The organism is Pseudomonas sp. PDM01 (assembly GCF_014852325.1).
Lineage (GTDB): Bacteria > Pseudomonadota > Gammaproteobacteria > Pseudomonadales > Pseudomonadaceae > Aquipseudomonas > Aquipseudomonas migulae.
The window spans coordinates 218947-241018 of record NZ_JACVBK010000008.1; the positions used below are offsets into that span (position 1 = coordinate 218947).

At 60.0% G+C, this 22072-nt stretch carries 18 protein-coding genes and 1 tRNA gene; 8 read left to right on the top strand and 11 right to left on the bottom strand.

Features of this window, described 5'->3' with window-relative positions; all coding sequences use genetic code 11:
- Positions 1–19: 19 nt before the first annotated feature.
- From clpP to IB246_RS20925, 7 genes are all read left to right on the top strand, one after another.
- The gene (gene clpP, locus IB246_RS20895; protein ID WP_008034105.1) at positions 20–655 is read left to right on the top strand and encodes an ATP-dependent Clp endopeptidase proteolytic subunit ClpP; all 636 of its coding nucleotides are present in this window, start codon (positions 20–22) and stop codon (positions 653–655) included.
- A 112-nt stretch (positions 656–767) separates the two neighbouring features.
- Positions 768–2051, top strand: a complete 1284-nt coding sequence (gene clpX / locus IB246_RS20900; RefSeq protein ID WP_007946893.1) for an ATP-dependent Clp protease ATP-binding subunit ClpX — start codon at positions 768–770, stop codon at positions 2049–2051.
- 162 nt (positions 2052–2213) lie between these two features.
- A complete protein-coding gene (gene lon, locus IB246_RS20905) occupies positions 2214–4610 on the top strand; it encodes an endopeptidase La (RefSeq protein WP_008034103.1) in 2397 nt (798 codons plus the stop codon).
- A 147-nt stretch (positions 4611–4757) separates the two neighbouring features.
- The gene (locus tag IB246_RS20910; protein WP_002552737.1) at positions 4758–5030 is read left to right on the top strand and encodes an HU family DNA-binding protein; all 273 of its coding nucleotides are present in this window, start codon (positions 4758–4760) and stop codon (positions 5028–5030) included.
- A 53-nt stretch (positions 5031–5083) separates the two neighbouring features.
- Positions 5084–5161 (top strand) — tRNA-Leu (locus IB246_RS20915).
- 102 nt (positions 5162–5263) lie between these two features.
- Positions 5264–7135: a SurA N-terminal domain-containing protein gene (locus tag IB246_RS20920; RefSeq protein ID WP_008042655.1), complete on the top strand. Its 1872-nt coding sequence runs from the start codon at positions 5264–5266 to the stop codon at positions 7133–7135.
- Between the two features lie 230 nt (positions 7136–7365).
- A complete protein-coding gene (locus IB246_RS20925) occupies positions 7366–8199 on the top strand; it encodes a DUF2242 domain-containing protein (RefSeq protein ID WP_008042653.1) in 834 nt (277 codons plus the stop codon).
- 349 nt (positions 8200–8548) lie between these two features.
- Here the strand turns inward: IB246_RS20925 and IB246_RS20930 are convergent, their stop codons facing one another.
- Positions 8549–9589 carry an AraC family transcriptional regulator gene (locus IB246_RS20930; RefSeq protein WP_008042651.1) on the bottom strand — a complete coding sequence of 347 codons (1041 nt, stop codon included), beginning with the start codon at positions 9587–9589 and terminating at the stop codon, positions 8549–8551.
- Positions 9590–9592: 3 nt separating this feature from the next.
- On the bottom strand, positions 9593–10723 hold the full coding sequence (locus tag IB246_RS20935; RefSeq protein WP_008042649.1) for a carbon-nitrogen hydrolase family protein: 1131 nt from the start codon (positions 10721–10723) through the stop codon (positions 9593–9595).
- 264 nt (positions 10724–10987) lie between these two features.
- Between IB246_RS20935 and IB246_RS20940 the strand changes: the two genes are divergently transcribed.
- A complete protein-coding gene (locus IB246_RS20940) occupies positions 10988–11995 on the top strand; it encodes an Ldh family oxidoreductase (protein WP_008042648.1) in 1008 nt (335 codons plus the stop codon).
- Between the two features lie 39 nt (positions 11996–12034).
- Here the strand turns inward: IB246_RS20940 and IB246_RS20945 are convergent, their stop codons facing one another.
- From IB246_RS20945 to IB246_RS20985, 9 genes are all read right to left on the bottom strand, one after another.
- Positions 12035–13615: an aldehyde dehydrogenase (NADP(+)) gene (locus tag IB246_RS20945; RefSeq protein WP_008042646.1), complete on the bottom strand. Its 1581-nt coding sequence runs from the start codon at positions 13613–13615 to the stop codon at positions 12035–12037.
- Between the two features lie 126 nt (positions 13616–13741).
- Entirely contained in the window at positions 13742–15139 is a 1398-nt protein-coding gene (gene abaF, locus IB246_RS20950; protein ID WP_008042632.1) for a fosfomycin efflux MFS transporter AbaF, read from the bottom strand.
- Positions 15140–15210: 71 nt separating this feature from the next.
- Positions 15211–16128 carry a dihydrodipicolinate synthase family protein gene (locus tag IB246_RS20955; RefSeq protein ID WP_008042630.1) on the bottom strand — a complete coding sequence of 306 codons (918 nt, stop codon included), beginning with the start codon at positions 16126–16128 and terminating at the stop codon, positions 15211–15213.
- 128 nt (positions 16129–16256) lie between these two features.
- Positions 16257–17285: a trans-3-hydroxy-L-proline dehydratase gene (locus IB246_RS20960; RefSeq protein ID WP_008042628.1), complete on the bottom strand. Its 1029-nt coding sequence runs from the start codon at positions 17283–17285 to the stop codon at positions 16257–16259.
- Between the two features lie 121 nt (positions 17286–17406).
- Positions 17407–18129, bottom strand: a complete 723-nt coding sequence (locus IB246_RS20965; protein WP_008042626.1) for an amino acid ABC transporter ATP-binding protein — start codon at positions 18127–18129, stop codon at positions 17407–17409.
- The gene (locus IB246_RS20970; RefSeq protein WP_008024645.1) at positions 18122–18772 is read right to left on the bottom strand and encodes an amino acid ABC transporter permease; all 651 of its coding nucleotides are present in this window, start codon (positions 18770–18772) and stop codon (positions 18122–18124) included. The genes IB246_RS20965 and IB246_RS20970 overlap by 8 nt, the downstream gene beginning before the upstream one ends.
- Positions 18773–18782: 10 nt before the next feature.
- A complete protein-coding gene (locus IB246_RS20975; protein ID WP_008024646.1) occupies positions 18783–19448 on the bottom strand; it encodes an amino acid ABC transporter permease in 666 nt (221 codons plus the stop codon).
- The gene (locus IB246_RS20980) at positions 19441–21219 is read right to left on the bottom strand and encodes an aconitase X (RefSeq protein WP_008042624.1); all 1779 of its coding nucleotides are present in this window, start codon (positions 21217–21219) and stop codon (positions 19441–19443) included. The genes IB246_RS20975 and IB246_RS20980 overlap by 8 nt, the downstream gene beginning before the upstream one ends.
- Positions 21220–21229: 10 nt before the next feature.
- Positions 21230–22048, bottom strand: coding sequence for a transporter substrate-binding domain-containing protein (locus IB246_RS20985; RefSeq protein ID WP_008024648.1), 819 nt, complete (start codon positions 22046–22048; stop codon positions 21230–21232).
- Positions 22049–22072 lie beyond the last annotated feature (24 nt).

Consider the following 22072-nt stretch of genomic DNA (forward strand, 5'->3'; position numbering starts at 1 on the left):
TTGGGAGTGACTGCAGAGCATGTTCCGTAATTCGTATATTCAGCAGAACTCTGATATCCAGGCCGCAGGCGGCCTGGTCCCGATGGTTGTCGAGCAGTCTGCTCGTGGCGAGCGCGCCTACGACATTTACTCGCGTCTTCTCAAGGAGCGGGTGATCTTTCTGGTGGGTCCGGTAGAGGACTACATGGCCAACCTGATTTGTGCGCAGCTGCTGTTCCTTGAAGCGGAAAACCCGGACAAGGACATCCATCTCTATATCAACTCCCCGGGCGGTTCGGTGACGGCAGGCATGTCGATCTACGACACCATGCAGTTCATCAAGCCAAACGTGTCGACCACCTGTATCGGTCAGGCCTGCAGCATGGGCGCATTCCTGCTGACCGCCGGTGCTCCTGGCAAGCGTTACTGCCTGCCGAACTCACGCGTGATGATTCACCAGCCACTGGGCGGTTTCCAGGGGCAGGCTTCGGATATCGAAATCCATGCCAAGGAAATCCTCTTCATTCGTGAGCGTCTCAACACGCTGATGGCCAAGCATAGCGGGCGCACGCTTGAAGAGATCGAGCGCGATACCAACCGCGACAATTTCATGAGTGCAGAAGCCGCGCGTGAATACGGGTTGATCGATGAAGTGATCACCCAGCGCCCCGCTTAATATAAGCAGCTCAAAATAAGGCGGGTCGGCTGGTCCGATCACCAGCGGGCTTGAAAAAGCCCGCAATAGCCTTCATCTTGTGTTGCAAGCCTATCGGATTTGGATCGAACGAATGACTGACACCCGCAACGGCGAGGACAACGGCAAGCTGCTCTATTGCTCCTTCTGTGGCAAAAGCCAGCATGAAGTGCGCAAATTGATTGCCGGCCCCTCGGTCTTTATCTGCGACGAGTGCGTCGACCTGTGCAATGACATCATCCGAGAGGAGGTGCAGGAAGCCCAGGCGGAAAGCAGCGCGCATAAATTGCCTTCGCCTAAAGAAATCAGCGGCATCCTTGATCAGTACGTGATTGGTCAGGAGCGTGCAAAAAAGGTTCTGGCTGTAGCGGTGTACAACCACTACAAACGCCTGAACCAGCGTGACAAAAAGAATGACGACGTCGAACTCGGCAAGAGCAACATCTTGCTGATCGGCCCGACAGGCTCGGGTAAAACCCTGCTTGCCGAAACACTGGCCCGCTTGTTGAACGTTCCGTTCACCATCGCCGACGCAACCACCCTCACCGAGGCGGGTTATGTGGGTGAAGATGTCGAGAACATCATTCAGAAGCTGCTGCAGAAGTGCGATTACGACGTAGAAAAAGCCCAGATGGGCATTGTCTACATCGATGAGATCGACAAGATCTCGCGCAAGTCTGACAACCCGTCGATCACCCGGGATGTTTCCGGTGAAGGCGTGCAGCAGGCCCTGCTCAAGCTGATCGAAGGTACGGTCGCTTCCGTTCCGCCTCAAGGTGGTCGCAAGCATCCGCAGCAGGAATTCCTTCAGGTTGACACCCGTAACATCCTGTTCATCTGCGGCGGCGCATTCTCTGGTCTGGAAAAGGTTATTCAAAACCGTTCCACCAAGGGCGGCATCGGTTTCAACGCAGAAGTGCGCAGCAAGGAAGAAGGCAAGAAAGTCGGTGAATCCCTGCGTGAAGTCGAGCCTGACGATCTGGTCAAGTTCGGTCTGATCCCGGAATTCGTCGGTCGTCTACCGGTTCTTGCCACGCTGGACGAGCTTGATGAGGCTGCATTGATGCAGATCCTCACCGAGCCGAAAAATGCTCTGACCAAACAGTATGCCAAGCTGTTCGAGATGGAAGGCGTGGACCTGGAATTCCGGGCCGACGCACTCAAATCGGTCGCCAAACGTGCCCTGGAACGCAAGACCGGTGCCCGTGGACTGCGCTCGATTCTCGAAGGTGTATTGCTCGACACTATGTATGAAATCCCCTCGCAGTCCGAGGTGAGTAAAGTAGTGATCGATGAAAGCGTTATAGAAGGCAAGTCCAAGCCACTGTATATCTACGAAAACAGTGAGCCGGCTGCCAAGGCCGCGCCAGACGCTTAAGCGTCACGCAGCTGGAATAAAGAAGGGGCCTTCGGGCCCCTTTTCTTTTAAAGCATTTTTAACGTCCTCTTTGCGCTTGTTTTTTTTCAAGGCAGCCCCCATCTTGGTTTCAAGCTTACTTCCATCTGTTTACGGCCTTATGGCCGCCGTAGAGGCGAAATCATGAAGACAACCATCGAATTGCCTCTCCTGCCATTGCGTGATGTCGTGGTTTATCCGCACATGGTTATCCCGCTGTTCGTGGGGCGCGAGAAATCCATCGAAGCCCTCGAGGCAGCGATGACGGGCGACAAGCAGATCCTTCTGCTGGCCCAGAGAAACCCTGCTGACGACGATCCCGGTGAAGAAGCACTTTATCGCGTAGGTACGATCGCTACCGTTCTGCAGTTGCTCAAGTTGCCTGACGGCACGGTCAAGGTTCTGGTCGAAGGTGAGCAGCGCGGCGCCGTGGAGCGCTTCAGCGAAGTGGACGGCCACTGCCGTGCCGAAGTCTCCTTGATCGATGAAGTCGATGCGCCTGAGCGCGAGTCGGAAGTGTTTGTCCGCAGCCTGCTGGCTCAGTTCGAACAATATGTGCAGCTGGGCAAGAAAGTCCCCGCTGAAGTCCTGTCGTCGCTCAACAGCATCGACGAGCCAGGCCGCCTGGTCGACACCATGGCCGCGCACATGGCCCTGAAGATCGAGCAGAAGCAGGAAATTCTCGAAATCATCGATTTGTCGGCCCGGGTCGAGCACGTCCTGGCGTTGCTGGATGCCGAGATCGATCTGCTGCAAGTCGAAAAACGCATTCGCGGTCGCGTCAAAAAACAAATGGAGCGCAGCCAGCGCGAGTACTACCTGAATGAGCAGATGAAGGCCATTCAGAAAGAACTCGGCGACAGCGATGAAGGCCACAACGAAATCGAAGAGCTGAAAAAGCGCATCGATGCCGCCGGCCTGCCGAAAGACGCCTTGGCCAAGGCCCAGGCCGAACTGAACAAGCTGAAGCAAATGTCGCCAATGTCCGCGGAAGCGACCGTGGTGCGTTCGTACATCGACTGGCTGGTTCAGGTGCCGTGGAAGGCTCAGAGCAAAGTGCGTCTGGACCTGGCGCGTGCAGAAGACATCCTCGACGCCGACCACTACGGTCTGGAAGAAGTCAAAGAACGCATCCTCGAATACCTCGCCGTACAGAAGCGCGTGAAGAAGATTCGTGGCCCGGTGTTGTGCCTGGTTGGTCCTCCTGGCGTGGGTAAAACCTCGCTGGCGGAGTCGATTGCTCACGCCACCAACCGTAAATTCGTGCGCATGGCCCTCGGTGGTGTGCGCGATGAAGCGGAAATTCGTGGTCATCGCCGGACTTATATCGGTTCGATGCCAGGTAGATTGATTCAAAAGATGACAAAAGTGGGCGTCCGCAACCCGCTGTTCCTGCTCGATGAAATCGACAAAATGGGCAGCGACATGCGTGGCGATCCAGCGTCGGCGTTGCTGGAAGTGCTCGATCCGGAGCAGAACCACAACTTCAACGATCACTATCTGGAAGTCGATTACGACCTGTCCGATGTGATGTTCCTGTGCACCTCGAACTCGATGAATATTCCACCGGCGCTGCTCGACCGGATGGAAGTGATTCGTCTGCCGGGTTACACCGAAGACGAGAAAATCAACATCGCCGTCAAGTACCTTTCGCCGAAGCAGATTACTGCCAACGGTTTGAAGAAAGGCGAGCTGGAATTCGACGCCGAAGCGATCCGCGACATCATCCGCTACTACACCCGCGAAGCCGGTGTACGTGGGCTGGAGCGCCAGATTGCCAAGGTTTGCCGCAAGGCGGTCAAAGAGCATGCACTGGAAAAACGCTTCTCGGTGAAGGTCACTGCCGACATGCTGGAGCACTTCCTGGGCGTGCGTAAATTCCGCTACGGCCTGGCTGAATCGCAGGATCAGATCGGTCAGGTGACCGGCCTGGCATGGACTCAGGTGGGCGGCGAATTGCTGACCATCGAAGCCGCTGTCGTACCGGGCAAAGGCCAGTTGATCAAGACCGGTTCGCTGGGTGACGTGATGGTCGAATCGATCACCGCTGCCCTGACCGTTGTCCGCAGCCGCGCGAAGAGCCTGGGCATTCCCCTGGACTTCCACGAGAAGCGCGACACGCACATCCACATGCCGGAAGGGGCGACCCCGAAGGACGGCCCTAGCGCCGGTGTAGGCATGTGCACGGCCCTGGTGTCGGCGTTGACCGGGATCCCGGTGCGCGCTGACGTGGCCATGACGGGTGAAATCACCTTGCGCGGTCAAGTGCTGGCGATTGGCGGTCTGAAAGAAAAACTGCTTGCTGCCCACCGTGGCGGGATCAAGACGGTGATCATTCCTGAAGAGAACGTACGCGATCTGAAGGAAATTCCTGACAATATCAAGCAAGATCTGCAGATTAAACCGGTTAAATGGATTGACGAGGTCCTGCAAATTGCGCTGCAATACGCGCCGGAGCCCTTGCCCGATGTAGCTCCGGAGATAGTTGCAAAGGATGAAAAACGCGAGTCTGACTCTAAGGAAAGAATTAGCACGCATTAGTACGCATTTGCCTGGAGGGCTTGTTGACAGCTTTTTAGAGCCCTTGTTATAAAGCGGCTCTTAAGTGTCTGTAGGCCATTCAGCACTCGTTTTTGCTTTCACCAAAAAACTTAGAATCATACTCAAATAGATATAAGGGGACTTAGAGTGAACAAGTCGGAACTGATTGATGCTATCGCTGCATCCGCTGATATCCCGAAAGCTGCTGCTGGCCGTGCGCTGGACGCTGTAATCGAATCCGTCACTGGCGCTCTCAAGGCTGGCGACTCTGTTGTTCTGGTTGGTTTCGGTACTTTCTCCGTGACTGATCGTCCAGCTCGCATTGGTCGTAACCCACAGACCGGTAAGACACTGGAAATCGCAGCAGCCAAAAAACCAGGTTTCAAAGCCGGTAAAGCACTGAAAGAAGCTGTCAACTAAGTTCGATTCAGGTTTTTGCCTATCCGGGTCGGGGTCATGCCTGACCTGGCAGCGGAGCGGTAGTCCAGTCGGCAAGTTGCCGGTCCGAGACACCGAGGGTCGCAAGTTCGAACCCTTGGTCCGCTCCGCCAGTTACGAGAAGGCGCATCCTCGGATGCGCCTTTCTTCTATCCGGATTCTACCCACGCTCCACGGTTGCCTAATTTTGAAGTTCAACCGTTTCTGGGGGACGCATGCTGCAGAATATCAGGGACAATTCACAAGGCTGGATTGCCAAGACCATTATCGGGGTCATCGTTGCACTGATGGCTTTGACCGGTTTCGACGCCATTTTTCAGGCCACCACCCATCGTAACGATGCGGCCAAGGTCAACGGCGAAGAAATCAGCCAGAACGAGCTGAGCCAGGCGGTCGATATGCAACGCCGTCAACTCATGCAACAGCTGGGCAAGGATTTCGATGCTTCCTTGCTCGACGAAAAAATGCTGCGCGAATCGGCCCTCAAAGGCTTGATCGACCGCAAGCTGCTGCTGCAAGGCGCAGAAAACTCGAAATTCGCTTTTTCCGAAGCGGCTTTGGACCAAGTGATCCTGCAAACCCCTGAGTTCCAGGTGGACGGCAAGTTCAGCTCCGAGCGTTTCGATCAGGTTATTCGTCAGCTCGGCTACAGCCGCATGCAATTCCGCCAGATGCTGGCTCAGGAAATGCTGATCGGCCAACTGCGCGCTGGCCTGGCTGGCAGCGGTTTCGTTACCGACGCACAGGTGCTGGCTTTCGCCCGTCTGGAAAAACAGACCCGCGATTTCGCTACCCTGAACGTCAAGGCTGACCCGGCGGCTGTGAAGCTGACCGACGATGAGGTCAAGGCCTACTACGACGAACACGCCAAGGAATTCATGACGCCGGATCAGGTGATCATCGATTACCTCGAGTTGAAGAAGTCTTCCTTCTTTGATCAGGTCGCGGTGAAAGACGAAGACCTGCAAGCGGCGTATCAGAAAGAAATCGCCAACCTGTCCGAGCAACGTCGGGCGGCGCACATTTTGATCGAAGTGAACGACAAGGTGACCGAGGCGCAAGCCAAGGCCAAGATCGAAGAAGTTCAGGCCCGTCTGGCCAAAGGCGAGAAGTTCGAGGCCCTGGCCAAGGAATTCTCCCAGGATCCAGGTTCGGCGAACAACGGTGGTGACCTCGGTTACGCAGGCCCTGGCGTCTACGATCCAGCGTTCGAAACCGCGCTGTATGCGTTGGCCAAGGACCAGGTTTCGGCCCCGGTTCGTACTGATTTCGGCTTCCACCTGATCAAGCTGTTGGGTGTCGAGGCGCCGGAAGTTCCGACCTTCGCCAGCCTGAAAGACAAGCTGACCCGCGAGCTGAAAACCCAGCAGGTCGAGCAGCGTTTCGTCGAGGCGACCAAGCAACTGGAAGACTCGTCGTTCGAATCTTCCGATCTGGCCCAGCCGGCACAGGACCTGAAACTGACCGTTCACACCTCCAAGCCGTTCGGCCGGGAAGGTGGCGACGGCGTTGCAGCCAACCGTGCGGTGATCGCTGCCGCGTTCAGTCCTGAAGTGCTGGATGAGGGTGCCAACAGCACCGCCATCGAACTCGATCCGGAAACCGTGATCGTGTTGCGTGCCAAGGAACACCTGAAGCCTGCGCAACTGCCGCTGGAAAGCGTGTCTGCCGCCATCCGTGGGCAATTGGCCAAGGAGCACGCCAGTGCTGCCGCCAAGACCAAGGCTGATGAGCTGATTGCCAGCCTGCGCGAAGGCAAGACGCCGCTGGACAAGGCGATTGATGGTCAGAGCTGGAAAGTCACCGCTGCGGCGAATCGCGCTCAGGAAGGGATTGACCCGACTGTGCTGCAAGCGTTGTTCCGCATGCCGAAGCCGGTTGCCAAAGACAAACCGACCTTCAGCAGCGTGACCCTGGCTGATGGTAGCCTGGTGATCGTGCGTCTGAACGGCGTCAACGAAGCCGCTGCGCCGACCGAAGAAGAGAAGGCTCAATACCGTCGCTTCCTCGCCTCGCGTATTGGCCAGCAAGACTTTGCGGCCTACCGCAAGCAGCTGGAAGCCGAAGCGGACATCAAGCGTTTCTGATGCCTGACTGAGTTTCCCGCGACACAAAAACCCCGGCCAAACCGCCGGGGTTTTTTGTGGGCGCAGAAAAAGCGGGCAGGGGCTGTCCGTCGGCTGAGTTTTTTCCGGGCGACTTTTTCCTGTAAATGGCAGTCATTACACTTGTAACTGTTTCAAGACACTAATCGATGCGACGCTAAGCATCGATCTGTTGCACAATACGCCCCGGACCGTTTTTCTCAGGATGTTCAATGTTTAAATCATTTCCCGTGCGGGTTGTCGGGCTGGCGTTGGTGCTGGCCGTTGCGGCCGGTTGCTCTTCGAAAAAAGCCCCGATCTATGAGCATGAGAACTTCGACGACTCCGGAACCTTTTCGCGCAATTACCCGGTCACCGATGCGCAATCCTGCGAAGCCGCCCGTCGCGCGTTGCTCAGCCAAGGTTACATCATCACCAGCAACGACCCGAAGCTGATCAGTGGTCACAAGAGCTTCCAGCAGACTGGCGAGACCCACATGGAGATCAGCTTCAGTGTGGTCTGTGCCGATGATGGCAGCGAAGGCCATCACGCGACCATGTTCGCCAACGCCTTGCAGGACCGCTATGCGCTGAAGAAGACCAACAACTCCGCGAGCCTCGGTGTCGGTGTGTTGGGTTCGGTATCGATGCCGATCGGCTCGTCCGACGACTCGATGGTCAAGGTCGCCAGCGAAACCGTCTCGTCGGCTAAGTTCTACGAGCGTTTCTTCGCCCTGGTCGAATTGTTCCTGCCGCCGGAAGCGAAAAAAGCCGCGCACATCGTCGAAAAGCCGAAAACCGATCTGGGCGTGCCTGAAGCCAAGGCCGCACCGGCGCCTGAGCCGGCCTCTGCCGCTCAATCAGCTCCAGCTCCAGCTCCGGCAGCTGAGCCTGCGCCGGCACCTGCTGCGGAACCGGTTGCACCGTCACCTGAGCCCGCACCGGTCGCACCGGTCGAGAACGCTGAATCGGCGGCACCGTCGACGGAAAACGTCACGCCACCGGCGCAGTCGAATTTGCCTCCTCCGAGCGAGCCGATTCCTGCCATGCCTGTGACCAGCCAATAATCGGTGACTGACGTTCCGGGATCGGCTCGCAGCCTGTCGATCCCGGAATCGTGTTCAAGTTTGATCCGCGTCAACCCAGGCCACATTCCGGTGGCCTGTATCGAAAAATCCTGTGATAAATTCCTGACCACCTGCTACGTTTTATTCAGTAGCGACGGAGCGTCGTGCCTGCGTCATTTTTCTTTCACGCGGGCACTTTATGCTCAAGGTGCAGGTCATTTATTCAAGCGTTTTTTCAATGAGCGATGGGGGATTCAAAATGGACGATTATCAAGAAGAGCTGCTCGAGTTCCAGGCCTTTGAACTGGACCCGCTGGAACCGGCCGAAGACGCTACCGAGCTGTAAGCGTCAGGCCGACTGGCGGTGACTGCGGCGAAACTCGCCGGGTGTCTGACCGCTCCAGCGTTTGAAAGCACGTTGAAACGCTTCGGCTGAGGCAAAGCCCAGCAGGTACGCGATTTCACCGAACGCCAGTTCGGTGTCACGAATGTAGGTCATGGCCAGGTCGCGACGAGTGTCGTTGAGAATTGCACGAAACTGCGTGCCTTCCTCGGTGAGTTTGCGGCGCAAGGTCCAGGTAGGCAGCTTCAGGCGTGCCGCCACTTCTTCCAGGTCGGGTTCCCGGCCACCATTGAGCAACGGCCCCAGTAACTGAATGATGCGTTCACGCAGGCTGCGGGTGCGTGTCAGTTGTTCCAGTTCCCGTTCACACAATTGCAGCAGGTGTCGCCACGTACTCGGGCAGTGCAGCGGGTTGCGCTGAGCGAGGCTGGCCAGACTCAGGCGCAGTTGGTTCTGTTCGGCGCCAAACTGGATCGGGCAATCGCCCAGCACCGCATAAGCGTCCCGGTAATCCGGCTCGTCGAACTCGATCTCGATGCGCTCAGCGCTCAGGGGAACAGGGCTGACGCTGGACAATTGTTGCAACCAGCCGGCGATGATCGAATCCACCACGAAGCGGTTATAGGCGTTGTAAGGGCTGATGGAATAGAACCGCAGCCACGCGCCTTGGGCATCTTCGTGGAAGCTCGATTGACCGCGATAGTTGGAGCCGTACAAGGCTTCGAAACGAATCAGGCAACGTGCCGCTTCGCGTACTGTCGGTGCTTGCGCGGCGGTAACCCCGGCGAGGCCGGCCTGGCTCAGGCGGCTGAGCTGGCCCATGCGTAAACCCAGTGCCGGGTCGGCGGTCAGTTGGATGGCACCGTGGCCCAGGCGCATGTAGCGCGGGATCGACAGCCGGGCGCAGGCTTCGCCAAGCCGGGCGGGGTCCAGGCCATACTGGTCGAGCAGGGGCTGAGGATCGATGCCGTGACTGCGCACCGCGTCGGCCAGGCTGTGAACAAAGCCCACCGACAGATCGCCCAGACGCATCGGCAACGGTTTCATGGTTTACAACCAAAGGTTCAGCAAACGCGCGCCACGGAAGTTTCCACCGGCGAAATGCTGCCCGTTGCTGCTGAGAAAACTTTGCCCGGCGCTGCCTTGATCCCAGAACTGCCCACGCAGGAACACGCTCATGCCGGCGATGGCCTGGCTGGCGGGCGGCTGAGCGGTCAGCGTCAGGCGATGCCAGGCTTGACCCTCGCTCAGTTCGCCAGCCTTGAGGCTGACGGAATCGGGCGTCGATAAACCCTTGTAGCCGCGCCATGGCTTGTCCCAGGCGCCGCGACCGATGACGAACGCCGGGACCGCGACCAGCTGCGCGCCCTGATCGTCGAGTTGACGGTAGTTGTCCGGGTACCAGCTGTCGCTGCCGATCAACACGCCCAGGCGTCCGGCCGGGGTGTCGACGACGTTGAGCGTGTGTTCGCCATTGGCCTGGATCACATCGCTTTCATCGACGATCGGGTGCATCTGGCGCTGTGGCTGGCCAATCGGCAGCCCGTCGCGGCCGAACACCACGCTGCTGTTGTACAGCGCACCGCGACCGATTTTCAGCGTGCCGTCGATGATGCTCGGCTCGGGCAGCACGATGGAGCCCGCCACGAGCGTCACGTGAAATTCCTTTGCCAGCCCACCAAACAGGGCCTGGTAATCCTTGGCCATGCTCTTGGCTTTCATGCGCAGGTGCGCATCGTCGAGGCGGTTGTCACCCTTGGCGCCGATCAGCGCGCGGATGAACTTCAGCGGATTGCTCACCGCCAGCCAGTTCATGGCTTCCTTGAGCGTGGTGGCTTGATACAACTCGTCTTTCTCGCCACTGACCATCAGCCAGGTGCCGACATGTTCGGGCAGCACGACGATGGTTTTTTCATTCAGCAGCCCCTGTTCCTGGGCTTTCTGCAAATAGGCCGCGAGTTTGCGGTGCAAGCGCTCGGTGCTTTGGTAGTCGGTGGGAAACAGTTCGGGCTGGATACCCAGCAGGTTGCCACGATCGGCAGGCGTTCCCTGATCGATGGCGAGATCGATGCGCAAGTCCGACAGGTAATGACCCGCCGGACGATCCGCGGCCCACATGGCGTAGGTCGTCAGGGCGGCAATCAATGCCATGGAGAAAGTCAGGTACAGAAGTTTGCGCATGGGAAAACAGTTAGTGGCCGTGTGCAGGGTTCATGATTGGCGTTCAGGATGGGGGACGAGGCTACGGTAAAACAACGCGTTGAGGGGCGGTTTTTTTGATTTTTTTGCGGTTTTGCAGCGATTGATGGCCGACGCTGCCGAACCAATGCCAAGACGCATCGCAATGATCCATATGTGCCGAATTCGTCATGGCGTCGGCCTAAAGCGATCAAGCCGTGACGGCTGGAACGGGTCAGGCTGGACGGTCTGTTCAAGGAGGTGATTATGATCCGTCTGTCCCTGGCCGAAGCTCGCGAGCTGGCCGAATCGATCTTGCTGCACAACGGTTTCAACCTAGCCCACGCTCAGGCGGTGACAGCCACAGTGATTGCCGGCGAGCGCGATGGCTGCGCCTCCCATGGTTTGTATCGGATTCTGGGCTGCGTCAACTCACTCAGGGCAGGCAAAGTGGCGGCCGATGCCGAGCCGCAGGTCATCGATCAAGCGCCTTCGATCGTGCGCGTGGACGCTGCGGGTGGTTTTTCACAATTGGCGTTCCAGGCGGGGCTGCCGTTGTTGGCGCAAAAAGCCCGGGCAAACGGTATCGCTGCGCTGGCAATCAATCGCTGCGTGCATTTCTCTGCGCTGTGGGTTGAGATCGAGCAACTGACGGCGGCCGGTCTCGTGGCATTGGCCTGCAATCCCAGTCATGCCTGGGTGGCGCCAGCGGGCGGCAGCCAACCGGTGTTTGGCACCAATCCCATTGCGTTCGGCTGGCCACGCTCGGGCAAGGACCCGTTTGTGTTCGACTTCGCCACCAGCGCGATTGCCCGTGGCGATATCGAGTTGCACCGGCGCGCCGGCAAAGCGCTTCCCGAGGGCTGGGGTGTGGACGCGCAGGGGCAGCCAAGCACCGATGCCAACGTGGTGCTCGATGCGGGTGCGATGCTGACGTTCGGTGGGCACAAAGGCTCGGCGCTGGCGGCCATGGTGGAGCTGATCGCCGGACCGCTGATTGGCGACCTGACCAGCGCAGAGTCACTGGCTTACGACGCCGGCAGCAAGTCGTCGCCGTACCACGGCGAGTTGATCATTGCCCTTGATCCACGACGCTTTCTCGGTGAAGCCACCGAACAGCATCTGGCCCGTGCCGAGGTCTTGTTCGAGAGTATTGAAGGGCAGGGCGCACGGTTGCCCTCGCAACGGCGCTATGAGGCGCGAGCGCGTAGCCTGGTGGAGGGCGTCGAGATTCCCGAGGCGTTGTACAACGATCTGAACGCGCTGCTGGGATGAGTGAGAGCGTGCGCCACCGGTAAACCGGTGGCGTTTTTTTTACAGGGGCGTGCGTTGACTGCTGCCATCGACCAGACGAGCGATGCCCAGCGGGTTGGCATTTTTCAGCGGGTCGGGCAGAAGCGCGTCGGGACAGTTCTGATAGCACACAGGGCGCAGGAAGCGCTCGATGGCCAGGCTGCCGACCGAGGTGCCGCGCGCATCTGAGGTGGCCGGGTAAGGCCCGCCATGCACCATCGCATCGCAGACTTCGACGCCGGTCGGGTAACCGTTGAACAACACCCGGCCAACTTTTTGCTCCAGCAGCGGTAACAGCCCGGGGTGATTTTGCAGGTCGCCGGCTTCAGCAATCAGCGTGGCCGTGAGTTGCCCGTGCAAGTGTTGAAGTGCCCGTTGCAGTTCGGCTTTGTCGGCCACTTCCACCAACACTGTCGCCGGACCGAACACTTCTTCTTGCAACAGCGGGTCGCCATCGAACAACAGACTCACGTCAGCCTTGAACAGTTGCGGCTGTGCCTGTTTGCCCTGTTGGTCGCGACCGGCCAGGTGAGTGATGTTCGGGTGCGCGTGCAACGCCTGCACACCGTTGGCGTAGCTGTCGAGCGTGCCGAAGTTGAGCATGGTCTGCCCCGGTTGCCCGGCCATCACGGCGCTCAGCGATTGGGTGAAGGCGCTGAACGCTGGCGAGCGAATACCGATCACCAGTCCCGGGTTTGTGCAGAACTGGCCACAGCCGAGCACCACGGAGGCGGCGAGTTCGCTGGCAATTTTCTCGCCCCGCACTTGCAGTGCTTCGGGCAATACCAGCACTGGATTGATGCTGCTCATTTCGGCGAACACGGGAATCGGCTGCGCTCGTGCCGCGGCCATGTCGCACAGCGCGCGGCCACCCTTGAGTGACCCCGTGAAACCGACAGCCTGAATCGCCGGATGTTTGACCAGGGTTTCGCCCACGCCAGCACCGTAGATCATGTTGAACACACCCTTGGGCATGTCAGTCTGCTCGGCGGCACGGATGATCGCGTCGGCCACGAGTTCGGCAGTCGCCATATGCCCGCTGTGGGCCTTGAACACCACCGGACAACCGGCGGCCAGGGCGGCAGCGGTATCGCCACCGGCGGTTGAGAATGCCAGCGGGAAATTGCTCGCACCGAACACCGCGACCGGGCCGACGCCGATCCGGTATTGGCGCAAATCAGCTCGTGGCAGTGGCTGACGCTCGGGTAGGGGCCGGTCGATGCGTGCCGCATAAAAATCGCCACGGCGCAGGACTTGCGCAAACAGGCGCATCTGGCTGCTGGTGCGCATGCGCTCACCCAGAATGCGTCCGTTCGGCAGCGCCGTCTCGCGGGTTACCAGAGCGATGAAATCATCGTCCAGTGCCTCCAGTTGCGTGGCGATGGCTTCGAGAAACTCCGCACGGTGAATAGCCGACAACGTGCGAAAGGTCGGGTAGGCGGCTGCGGCGGCCTGGGCGGCGGCGTCGACTTCTTCGTTGGTGGCCTGCATGAACGCGTAGGGCAGCGCTTCACCGGTAGTGGCGTCGTGGCTGCGCACGGTGATCTTGCCAGCGGCGCTGCGCGCACCGCCGATGTAGTTGTGGCCGATGATCTGGGGCATGAAAAGCTCCGTTTGGTATGTAGAGGACCTGTAGGAGCCGGCTTGCTGGCGATGGTGTGTCAGACGGCATCAATGTTGATTGATACACCGCCATCGCCAGCAAGCCGGCTCCTACAGGGGGCCGTGTCAGGCGAGCGAATCGCTGCGGCGTGCGGTCACCGGTTCGGCATCGTGGAGGGCGGCGATGCGCGCGGCAGATTCGCTGTCCACCAGGTGCAACGACTTGCCACGCGTCTCACGGGTCAGGCCGACCGCGATGATGGAGATCAGCGACGCGCCGACCAGGTAAAACGCGATCGGTGTCGAGCTGTGGTACTTGTTGAGCAAGGTGATCGCAATCAGTGGGGCGAGGGAGCCGGCGAAGATCGGCGCCACCTGGTAGCACAGGGACAACGCGGTGTAGCGCACGTGGGTCGGGAACATTTCCGCCATCAGCGCCGAGTAGGGCGCGTAGGTCATCGACTCGATGGCCAGGCCCAGGGTGATGGCCGCCATGATCAGCCAGTTGTTGCCGGTGTCCATCATCGGGAAGCCGATGAAGCCCCAGAACGCCGTGAGGATCGCGCCGGTCAGGTACACCGGTTTGCGCCCGACCAGGTCAGACAGATAACCCATCAACGGAATCATGAAGAAGTGCAGCAGATGCGCGCCGAACATCAGCAGCAGAATCTCGGACGTGTCCTTGTGCACCACCAGTTTCAGATAAGTAATCGAGAACGTCACGACGGTGTAATAGAGGATGTTTTCGGCAAACCGCGCGCCAATACCGACCAGTACCGAGCGCCAGTGGTGACGCAGCACTTCGACCACGCCCAGTTGCTGTTGCTTGGTCTGCGCTTGCCGCGCCTGGGCTTCCTTGAAAATCGGCGCGTCATCGACGCTGGTGCGAATCCAGTAGCCGATCAGTACCACGAAGGCCGAGAACCAGAATGCCACGCGCCAGCCCCAGGCGAGGAATTGCTCCTCCGATAGGTTCGACGACAACAGCAGTAGTGCAACCGTCGCCACCAGGTTACCGGCCGGCACACCGGCTTGCGGCCAACTGGCCCAGAAACCTCGGCGATTGTCCGGGCAATGCTCGGACACCAGCAGAATCGCGCCGCCCCATTCGCCGCCAAACGCGAAACCCTGGATCAGCCGCAGCAGCACCAGCAACACCGGTGCGGCATAGCCGATCTGGTTGAAACCGGGCAGGCAACCCATCAAGAAGGTAGTAATACCGACCACCACCAGGCTCAGTTGCAGCAGGCGCTTGCGGCCGTACTTGTCGCCGTAGTGACCGAACACCAGGCCACCCAACGGGCGGGCGAGAAAGCCCACGGCGTACAGGGCGAAAGCGGCGATGATGCCATCGATGGGGCTGTCGGTCTGGCGGAAGAACAACTGGCCGAAGACCAGTGCCGACGCGGTGCCATAAAGGAAGAATTCATACCATTCGGCGACTGTGCCGGCCATGGCGGCGGCCACGACGCGCTTGAGTCCCGAGGGTGTGGTTGCGCGGTGAGCGTGTTGAGCGTTGGGCATGCTGGCGTTTCCTGTAGGGGCGCAAAAACAGGTAGCCGGGCCGGGGCCGCAAAGCCCCGCCCGGCAATCACTCAGAGACCGACGTCCGGCAGGTGCGGACGGTTGGCCAGGGCCTTGGCCATGATCTGCTCGACGAAGAGCCGATCTTCTTCCGGCAGGGCCAGGCGTGGCGGACGGGTCAGCGCACTGCCGCGACCGGCGATGGCTTCGCACAGCTTGATGCACTGCACCAGGTCGGCACGGGCGTCGAGGTGCAGGATCGGCATCAGCCATTCGTAGATCGGCATGGCTTCGGCATAACGTCCGGCCTTGGCCAGGCGGAAGATGGTTTCGCCTTCTTTCGGGAACACGTTGGACATGCCCGACACCCAGCCTTCAGCGCCCACGGCGAGGCTTTCCAGCACCACATCGTCGAGGCCGGCGAACAGCACAAAACGGTCACCCACTTCGTTGCGGATGTCGATGAAGCGGCGGGTGTCGCCAGAGGAATCCTTGAAGCACACCACGTTGTCGCAGTCGGCCAGGGCAATCAGGATGTCCGGGGTCACGTCGTTTTTGTAGATCGGCGGGTTGTTGTAGACCATCAACGGCACGTCGGCGTTTTTTGCCACGTAGCGGTAATGCTCGGCGGTTTCGAACGGCTTGGAACCGTAGACCAGCGCCGGCATCAGCATCACGCCATCGACACCGACCTTGCGCACGGCGTTGGCGACCTTGGCCGCTTGCACACTGGTGAATTCGGCCACACCGCAAATCACGGGCACACGGCCGCGCGAGGCATCGACCGCGACTTCGGTCACGGCGATTTTTTCTTCAGCGGTCAGCGAAGTGTTCTCGCCGACCGAGCCGCAAACCACCAGGCCTGATACGCCGTCGCGGATCACGTTGGAAATCACCTGATGGGTTTTATCCAGGTTGATCGAGAAGTCATCGTTGAATTGAGTGGTCACCGCGGGGAAGACGCCACTCCAGTTAATTCGCTTGCTCATTGTTGCCTCCGGGTTGTTTATTGTATTTCGTATACGATATTTAAAATGAAAAAATTCGGCTAGTGCTTTTTTCAGGTTTGTGGGGTTTTTGTCAGCCGTCGGTCGGGGTGGTCAGTGCTTCAGAGTGTTCAGGCACCGGGCCAGGTGTCTGACAGTCGATAGCCTTGTGGCCACGGATCGTTCGGATCGAGCAGCAATTGATGGGTGCCGGTAATCCAGGCCCGGCCGGAAATGCAGGGGTAGATAGCGGGGCGTCCGGCCACTTCGGTCAGTGAGTCAATCCGACAGTGGAATTCGGAGCCGATGATCGAGCGACCGATAAAGCGCTCGCCGACGCGCATCAATCCCTTGGCGTGCAACACCGCCATGCGCGCCGAGCAACCGGTGCCGGTCGGCGAGCGGTCGATCTTGCCCGGTTGGATCACCACCGCGTTGGCGCCGGTGGCGATGCCGTTTTCGTGGACGACGGGCGCGGCGATCTGGCAAAAGGAAATGTGCGACCACTCAGGGTTCAACGGATGCACAAAGCCCAATTGCTCGTTGGCGGCACGGGTGATTTTCAGCCCGACCGCCACCAGGTCGGCGGCTTCATCGGGGCGGATTGAAAAGCCCAGTTCCTTGGCATCGGCGATCACAAAGCTGTCACCGCCATAGGCGGTATCGACCTTGAGGGAGCCGACACCTTCCACTTCGATCCACGCGTCGAGGCGATCGGCGAAGGACGGTACGTTTTTGATTTCCACTCGTTCGACCTTGCCGTCACGGCAATCGGCCACGGCTTCGATCAGGCCGCCGGGGGCTTCGAGCACCAGCCGGGTTTGCGGTTCGGTCATTGGCACAATACCGGTGTCGAGCAATACGGTGGCCACGCACAGGGAATTGGAGCCGGACATCGGCGGGGTATCCGCCGGTTCCATGATGATCCAGGCCATGTGCGCCCGCGGGTCCTTGGCCGGCACCAGCAGGTTGACGTGGCGGAACACCCCGCCACGCGGCTCGTTGAGCACGAAGTTGCGCAGGGTTTCATCCCTGGCGATCCAGCGTGATTGTTCCCACACCGTGGCACCGGGCGGTGGTGCGACGCCGCCGACAATCACGTCGCCGACTTCACCTTCGGCGTGGCAGCTGACTACATGAATCACTTTCGATGAGCGCATGGTTTGCTCCTTGTTTCGTCTGTCAGGGCCTCATCGCGAGCAGGCTCGCTCCCACAGGGATCTGTGGCGCTCACAAAACACTGTGGGAGCGAGACCGGCTTGCCGGCGATGGGGCCATCCGTTATTTCACCGATTTTAGAAACGCAGCGGTTTCCGCATGTACCGGATTACCAATCACCTGATCCGGCGAGCCGATCTCATGCACCAGGCCGTTGCGAAAGAACGCCACGCGGTCGGACACGTCACGGGCGAAGCGGATCTCGTGCGTCACCAGCACCATGGTCATGCCGTCTTCGGCGAGCATGCGCATGGTGTCCAGCACTTCGCCGACCAACTGTGGATCGAGGGCCGAGGTGGCTTCGTCGAACAGCATGTAGTCCGGTGACATCGCCAGGGCGCGGGCAATGGCCATGCGTTGTTGCTGGCCGCCCGAAAGCTTGCCGGGGAACACCTTGAGCTTGTCGCCCAGGCCAACGTGAGTCAGTTGCTGCACGGCCAGCGCCTCGGCTTCGGCCTTGCTTTTGCCCAGGACCTTGCGCGGTGCGAGCATCACGTTTTCCAGCACGGTCAGGTGCGGGAAGGCATTCCATTGCTGGAACACGATGCCGATTTTCTGCCGCAGGTGATTGAGGTCGGTTGCGCGGTGATGCACCTCGACGCCATCCACGCGGATGTTGCCTTTCTGGATCGGTTCCAGGCCATTGATGCACATCAGCAGGGTCGATTTTCCCGAGCCGGAGCCGCCGATGATGGACACCACTTCGCCCTTGTTCACGGTCAGGCTGACACCCTTGACCACATCAAGGTCGCCGAAGGATTTGTGTACGTTGTCGATCTCAATCATTTTCTTGCCACCTTCTTTCCAGACGAGCGCCGAGGCGTGCGACCACCAGGCTCATGACGTAGTAGATAAGGCCCGCGATGCACAGCACCAGCAGCGGTTCCTGAATGCGGGTCACGATGGTTTGCGAGGCGCGAAGCAGTTCGACGATGCCGATCCACATCACCAGCGCGGTGTCTTTCATCACCCCGAGTACCAGGTTCAGCCAGCCGGGGAAGGCCACCCGCGAGGCCATCGGCAGGACGATCCAGCGCAGGTCCTGGAAGAAACTCAGGCCCAGTGAACGGCTGGCCCGGCGCAGGGTCAGCGGTACCGACAACACGCCGCCGCGCACGATCTCGGTGAAGTACGCGGCGGCGTAAACCCCGAGCACGATGCAGCCCACGCTGAAAGCACTGATGTTCAGGCCGACGATGCTCTTGAGCGAGTTGAACAGCACGAACTGGATCAGCAGCGGCACGCTGCGAAACACGTCCAGTACCCATGCCAGTGGCAGGCTGGCCCGTGGCAACAGCGCACGCAGCAGGCCGAACACCAGCCCGGCGAACGTGCCGAGCAGGATCGCCCAGCAAGTCAGTTGCAGCGTGATCCAGGCGCCGTTAAGCAGGAACAGCAGGTCGTTCCAGGAAAAACCGGTGGAAAACATAGTCACGTCCTCAGTAACGGAACAGCCGCCAGGCCATCAGCCGGGCCGTCGCGACGATCGCCTTGGCAATCAGGTAATACAGCACCGCGGCGATGGTGAAATATTCGAAGGTGCGGAACGTCTTGACGTTGTAGTCCTGGGTCACGCCGGTGAGGTCGTTGTTGAGCCCGACAATCACCCCCAGCGACGTCATCAACACTGCCCAGACCATCTGGTTGCTCAACGGGTAGAACACGATCCGCAGCAGTTGCGGGACGATGATCATCCGGTAGGCCTGGAAGGCACTCATGCCCAGCGAGCGCGCGGCCCGCACTTGCGTGCCAGGCACCGCCTTGAGCCCGCCGCGAAAGTTCTCCGCGAGATAGCCGGCATTGTTGAAGGTGATCCCGGCCAACAGCGCGAGCCAGGAGCTGACGTGCAGGCCCATGGAGCCGAGGCCGAAGTACAGGATGTAGATCTGGAACAGCGACGGGGTATTACGGGCAATCGACACCCAGCCGTTGCCGATACCGCGCAGCAGTGGGTGTCTGGTTTCACGCATGACTGTCAGGGCCAGGGCGATCAATACGCCGAAAATCATCGACAGCGCAGCGGTCTCGAACGTGACCCAGGCGCCGGCGAGCATGTCCGGCAAGGCGCGCAGGGTGGCGCGCCATTGGAAGGTGTAATCAAACATGCGCGAGGCTCTCCATCAGCAAGGCAGGTTGCAACCAGCTCGGCAGTCGCCCGCTGGCGCTGGCAGTGCAAGCGGATTCAACGCACTCGGCGAGGCTGGCGAAGTGCACTTTTCGCCCCACCAGACCGGGTGCGTAATGGGCGTATTTGCCCGAGTTGGTCATTAAGGTTGTGGCGGCTGGCGGGATCACCGGCTCGCCGAGCATGCACCAGCAGGTGTCCGTCACCAGGGTGGCGCCGAAGGCTTCAATGACGCCGATGTGTCCGGCGTCACGCGCCTGTTCCAGCACCGCACGACCGCACGTGATGGCGAGCACCACCTCGGGGTGTTTGTGCCGGCCGTGACACAGCCGTGCGAGTCGGGCGAACTCGCTGAGCGAGAAGTGCGGGTTACCCAGCGAGACCACCTCCACGCGGTTGTCACGGGCACTGTTGAGCTCGCGCCAACTGCCCAGCAGGTCCGCCAGGCGGATTGTTTCCACAGGTATCGGGACGTCGGCTTCCAGTGCTTGTGCAGGGTCGAGTGCTTCCGGTGTGACCCCGGCGATATGAAACAACGGCGCGGCCGACGTGGTGGCGAACGCTGCGCCGAAGGCTTTCAGGTCGTCTAGGTCTGGCTGGTACTGTTCCAGCCCGAACACCAGCGGGATCCGGCTGCCCGCGAGGGCTCCGATGTGGTAGCCGAGCAAGGGGTAAAACGCATCGTCGAGTTCGCCCAGGTCCGGTAATTCAACGCGCAGGCGGGCTTTGCGTGGCGCCTCCAGATGACAACCGATCAGGGGCGCGCGGCCGGTCAGGGCGATGCAGATATCCAGGTAGTCCGGGTACTTCAACGTGCGCGCACCGAGCACGCTGTTGGCGTAGACCACCGCGTTGGATTCGGCCCAGACGATCTGCTCGCCGGCCTTCGGTGCGGTGTCGAGCAAGTAGGGGGCACAGGTGAAACTGAGCTGCGCACCCATCGCCATGTAGGCATCGCCCAAGGCACTGGCCGGTTCGCCGAGCAACGGGTCGATGCCCAACGCTCGCCAGCGGCGCTGGTCCACGGAAATTGAATTGAGGGTGGTGGGCACCCGAACTTTCGCGCCCCACTGCACCAGTTGTTCGGCAAAACGCAGGCTCGCCGGTCCCGTGTAAATACAACCGTCGATGTGGGCCTGAGCGATATCCACCAATTGGTGGGCGCCTTGCAGTTCGGCCATGCGCAGGACAATCTGCATGGCCATCTGCGCGGCTTTGCCATGTTCGCCGTCGAGCAGCGAACGGTCGAACCCGCTGAGCTCAACCGACTCGTTGGTTTCGCCTGTGTGCATCGGTGTTTCGGTTGGCTGCCAGCCATCGATGGGCACGTGATCGAACATCGCCAGCGAGGCGCCTTCGACTCGGGCGAAGGCTTTGCCGCGCAAGGTCGCGAAGGCCTCCCGGCCGATGCACAGCACCGGCAGGGAGCGCTCGAAAATGGTCTGTGCCACCAGCACGCCCAAGGTCAGAATCTCATCGGCTTCGGCCAGGACCAAAGCTGCCGGTGCATGACCGTTGCTGATCAACTCCATCAGCACGCTGCTGCCGGTACATGAGCCGCGACCACTGGGAATGGCCAGCACACGACCGTGCAGATGTTCGCCGCTGAGCGGATGGTGACGGTCGATGACTTCACCCGTGCAAGGGTCGACGCCGCCCCAGAAGCTCAGCCCGACATCGGCAAACAGCAGCGCGCCCTGGGCGGAGCCCGGGACCAGGTTACGACCGATGAGAGCAGTGGACCCAGGCATGCCGGACACCTTAGTAGTAGACCTTTGGCACGGTCAGGTCAGTCGGCGGGATTTCAGTGCCGACCCATTTGGTGAACAACTCGTTGTAGCGACCGCTGCGCACCTGCTGGTTGACGAACAGGTTGAGGTAGTTGAGCAGGCCGTACTCATTGCGCTTGGCACCCAGGGACACGTAGTCGATGGTGTAAGGCGCGTTGCCGGCGATTTTCAGGTTTTTGTATTTGCCCGACTTGATCGTCGCGGCGGCGACGGTGTTGGTTACTACCGTGGCGTCGATGTGACCCTGGGCCACCGCCAGCAGCGTGTCGTTTTGTGACTGATAGGCGCGGAAGGTGCCGCTGCCCCATTTCTTCACATCGCCCTCCAGCGCGATGGCCTCAAAAGTGCCGCTGGTGTTGCCCAGCGCTTTGCCCTTGATGTCGTTGAAGCTGTTGATGCCAGTGTTGTCGCGGGTCAGCACGACCATCTGGAAGGCGAAGTACGGCACGGTCAGGCCAACGGTCTTGGCCCGTTCGAGGGTGTCGGAAGTCGAGGCGACGATCACGTCAGCCCGTCCGGAGATCAGCGCCGGAATGCGGTCCGGGAACGGCGTTTCCACCACTTCGGCCTCGACCCCGAGGATCTTCGCCAGGTCGTTGCAATAGTCCACGTCGAAACCGGCAGGAGCGTTGCTGGCATCGCGGAAACCCATGGGCGGGAAGTCCAGGGTCACGGCGCAGCGCAGCTTGCCGGAACCGATAATGTCGTCGAGCTTGTCAGCCTGCGCGGTGGCAATGAAGGAGGTACTGAGAACAGCGCTGAGGGCTACGGCAAATGCGGGGTTTTTCATAGAGGCCTCGTTCTGTGGAAGTGC

Excerpts from the sequence above, each read along its gene's own strand:
- IB246_RS20930 (WP_008042651.1), bottom strand. The coding sequence starts at position 9,589 with ATGAAACCGTTGCCGATGCGTCTGGGCGATCTGTCGGTGGGCTTTGTT.
- lon (WP_008034103.1), top strand. The coding sequence starts at position 2,214 with ATGAAGACAACCATCGAATTGCCTCTCCTGCCATTGCGTGATGTCGTG.
- IB246_RS20975 (WP_008024646.1), bottom strand. The coding sequence starts at position 19,448 with ATGTTTGATTACACCTTCCAATGGCGCGCCACCCTGCGCGCCTTGCCG.
- IB246_RS20960 (WP_008042628.1), bottom strand. The coding sequence starts at position 17,285 with ATGCGCTCATCGAAAGTGATTCATGTAGTCAGCTGCCACGCCGAAGGT.
- IB246_RS20985 (WP_008024648.1), bottom strand. The coding sequence starts at position 22,048 with ATGAAAAACCCCGCATTTGCCGTAGCCCTCAGCGCTGTTCTCAGTACC.
- clpP (WP_008034105.1), top strand. The coding sequence starts at position 20 with ATGTTCCGTAATTCGTATATTCAGCAGAACTCTGATATCCAGGCCGCA.
- IB246_RS20955 (WP_008042630.1), bottom strand. The coding sequence starts at position 16,128 with ATGAGCAAGCGAATTAACTGGAGTGGCGTCTTCCCCGCGGTGACCACT.
- IB246_RS20970 (WP_008024645.1), bottom strand. The coding sequence starts at position 18,772 with ATGTTTTCCACCGGTTTTTCCTGGAACGACCTGCTGTTCCTGCTTAAC.
- IB246_RS20965 (WP_008042626.1), bottom strand. The coding sequence starts at position 18,129 with ATGATTGAGATCGACAACGTACACAAATCCTTCGGCGACCTTGATGTG.
- clpX (WP_007946893.1), top strand. The coding sequence starts at position 768 with ATGACTGACACCCGCAACGGCGAGGACAACGGCAAGCTGCTCTATTGC.
- IB246_RS20920 (WP_008042655.1), top strand. The coding sequence starts at position 5,264 with ATGCTGCAGAATATCAGGGACAATTCACAAGGCTGGATTGCCAAGACC.
- IB246_RS20935 (WP_008042649.1), bottom strand. The coding sequence starts at position 10,723 with ATGCGCAAACTTCTGTACCTGACTTTCTCCATGGCATTGATTGCCGCC.
- IB246_RS20980 (WP_008042624.1), bottom strand. The coding sequence starts at position 21,219 with ATGCCTGGGTCCACTGCTCTCATCGGTCGTAACCTGGTCCCGGGCTCC.
- abaF (WP_008042632.1), bottom strand. The coding sequence starts at position 15,139 with ATGCCCAACGCTCAACACGCTCACCGCGCAACCACACCCTCGGGACTC.
- IB246_RS20925 (WP_008042653.1), top strand. The coding sequence starts at position 7,366 with ATGTTTAAATCATTTCCCGTGCGGGTTGTCGGGCTGGCGTTGGTGCTG.
- IB246_RS20940 (WP_008042648.1), top strand. The coding sequence starts at position 10,988 with ATGATCCGTCTGTCCCTGGCCGAAGCTCGCGAGCTGGCCGAATCGATC.
- IB246_RS20945 (WP_008042646.1), bottom strand. The coding sequence starts at position 13,615 with ATGCCCCAGATCATCGGCCACAACTACATCGGCGGTGCGCGCAGCGCC.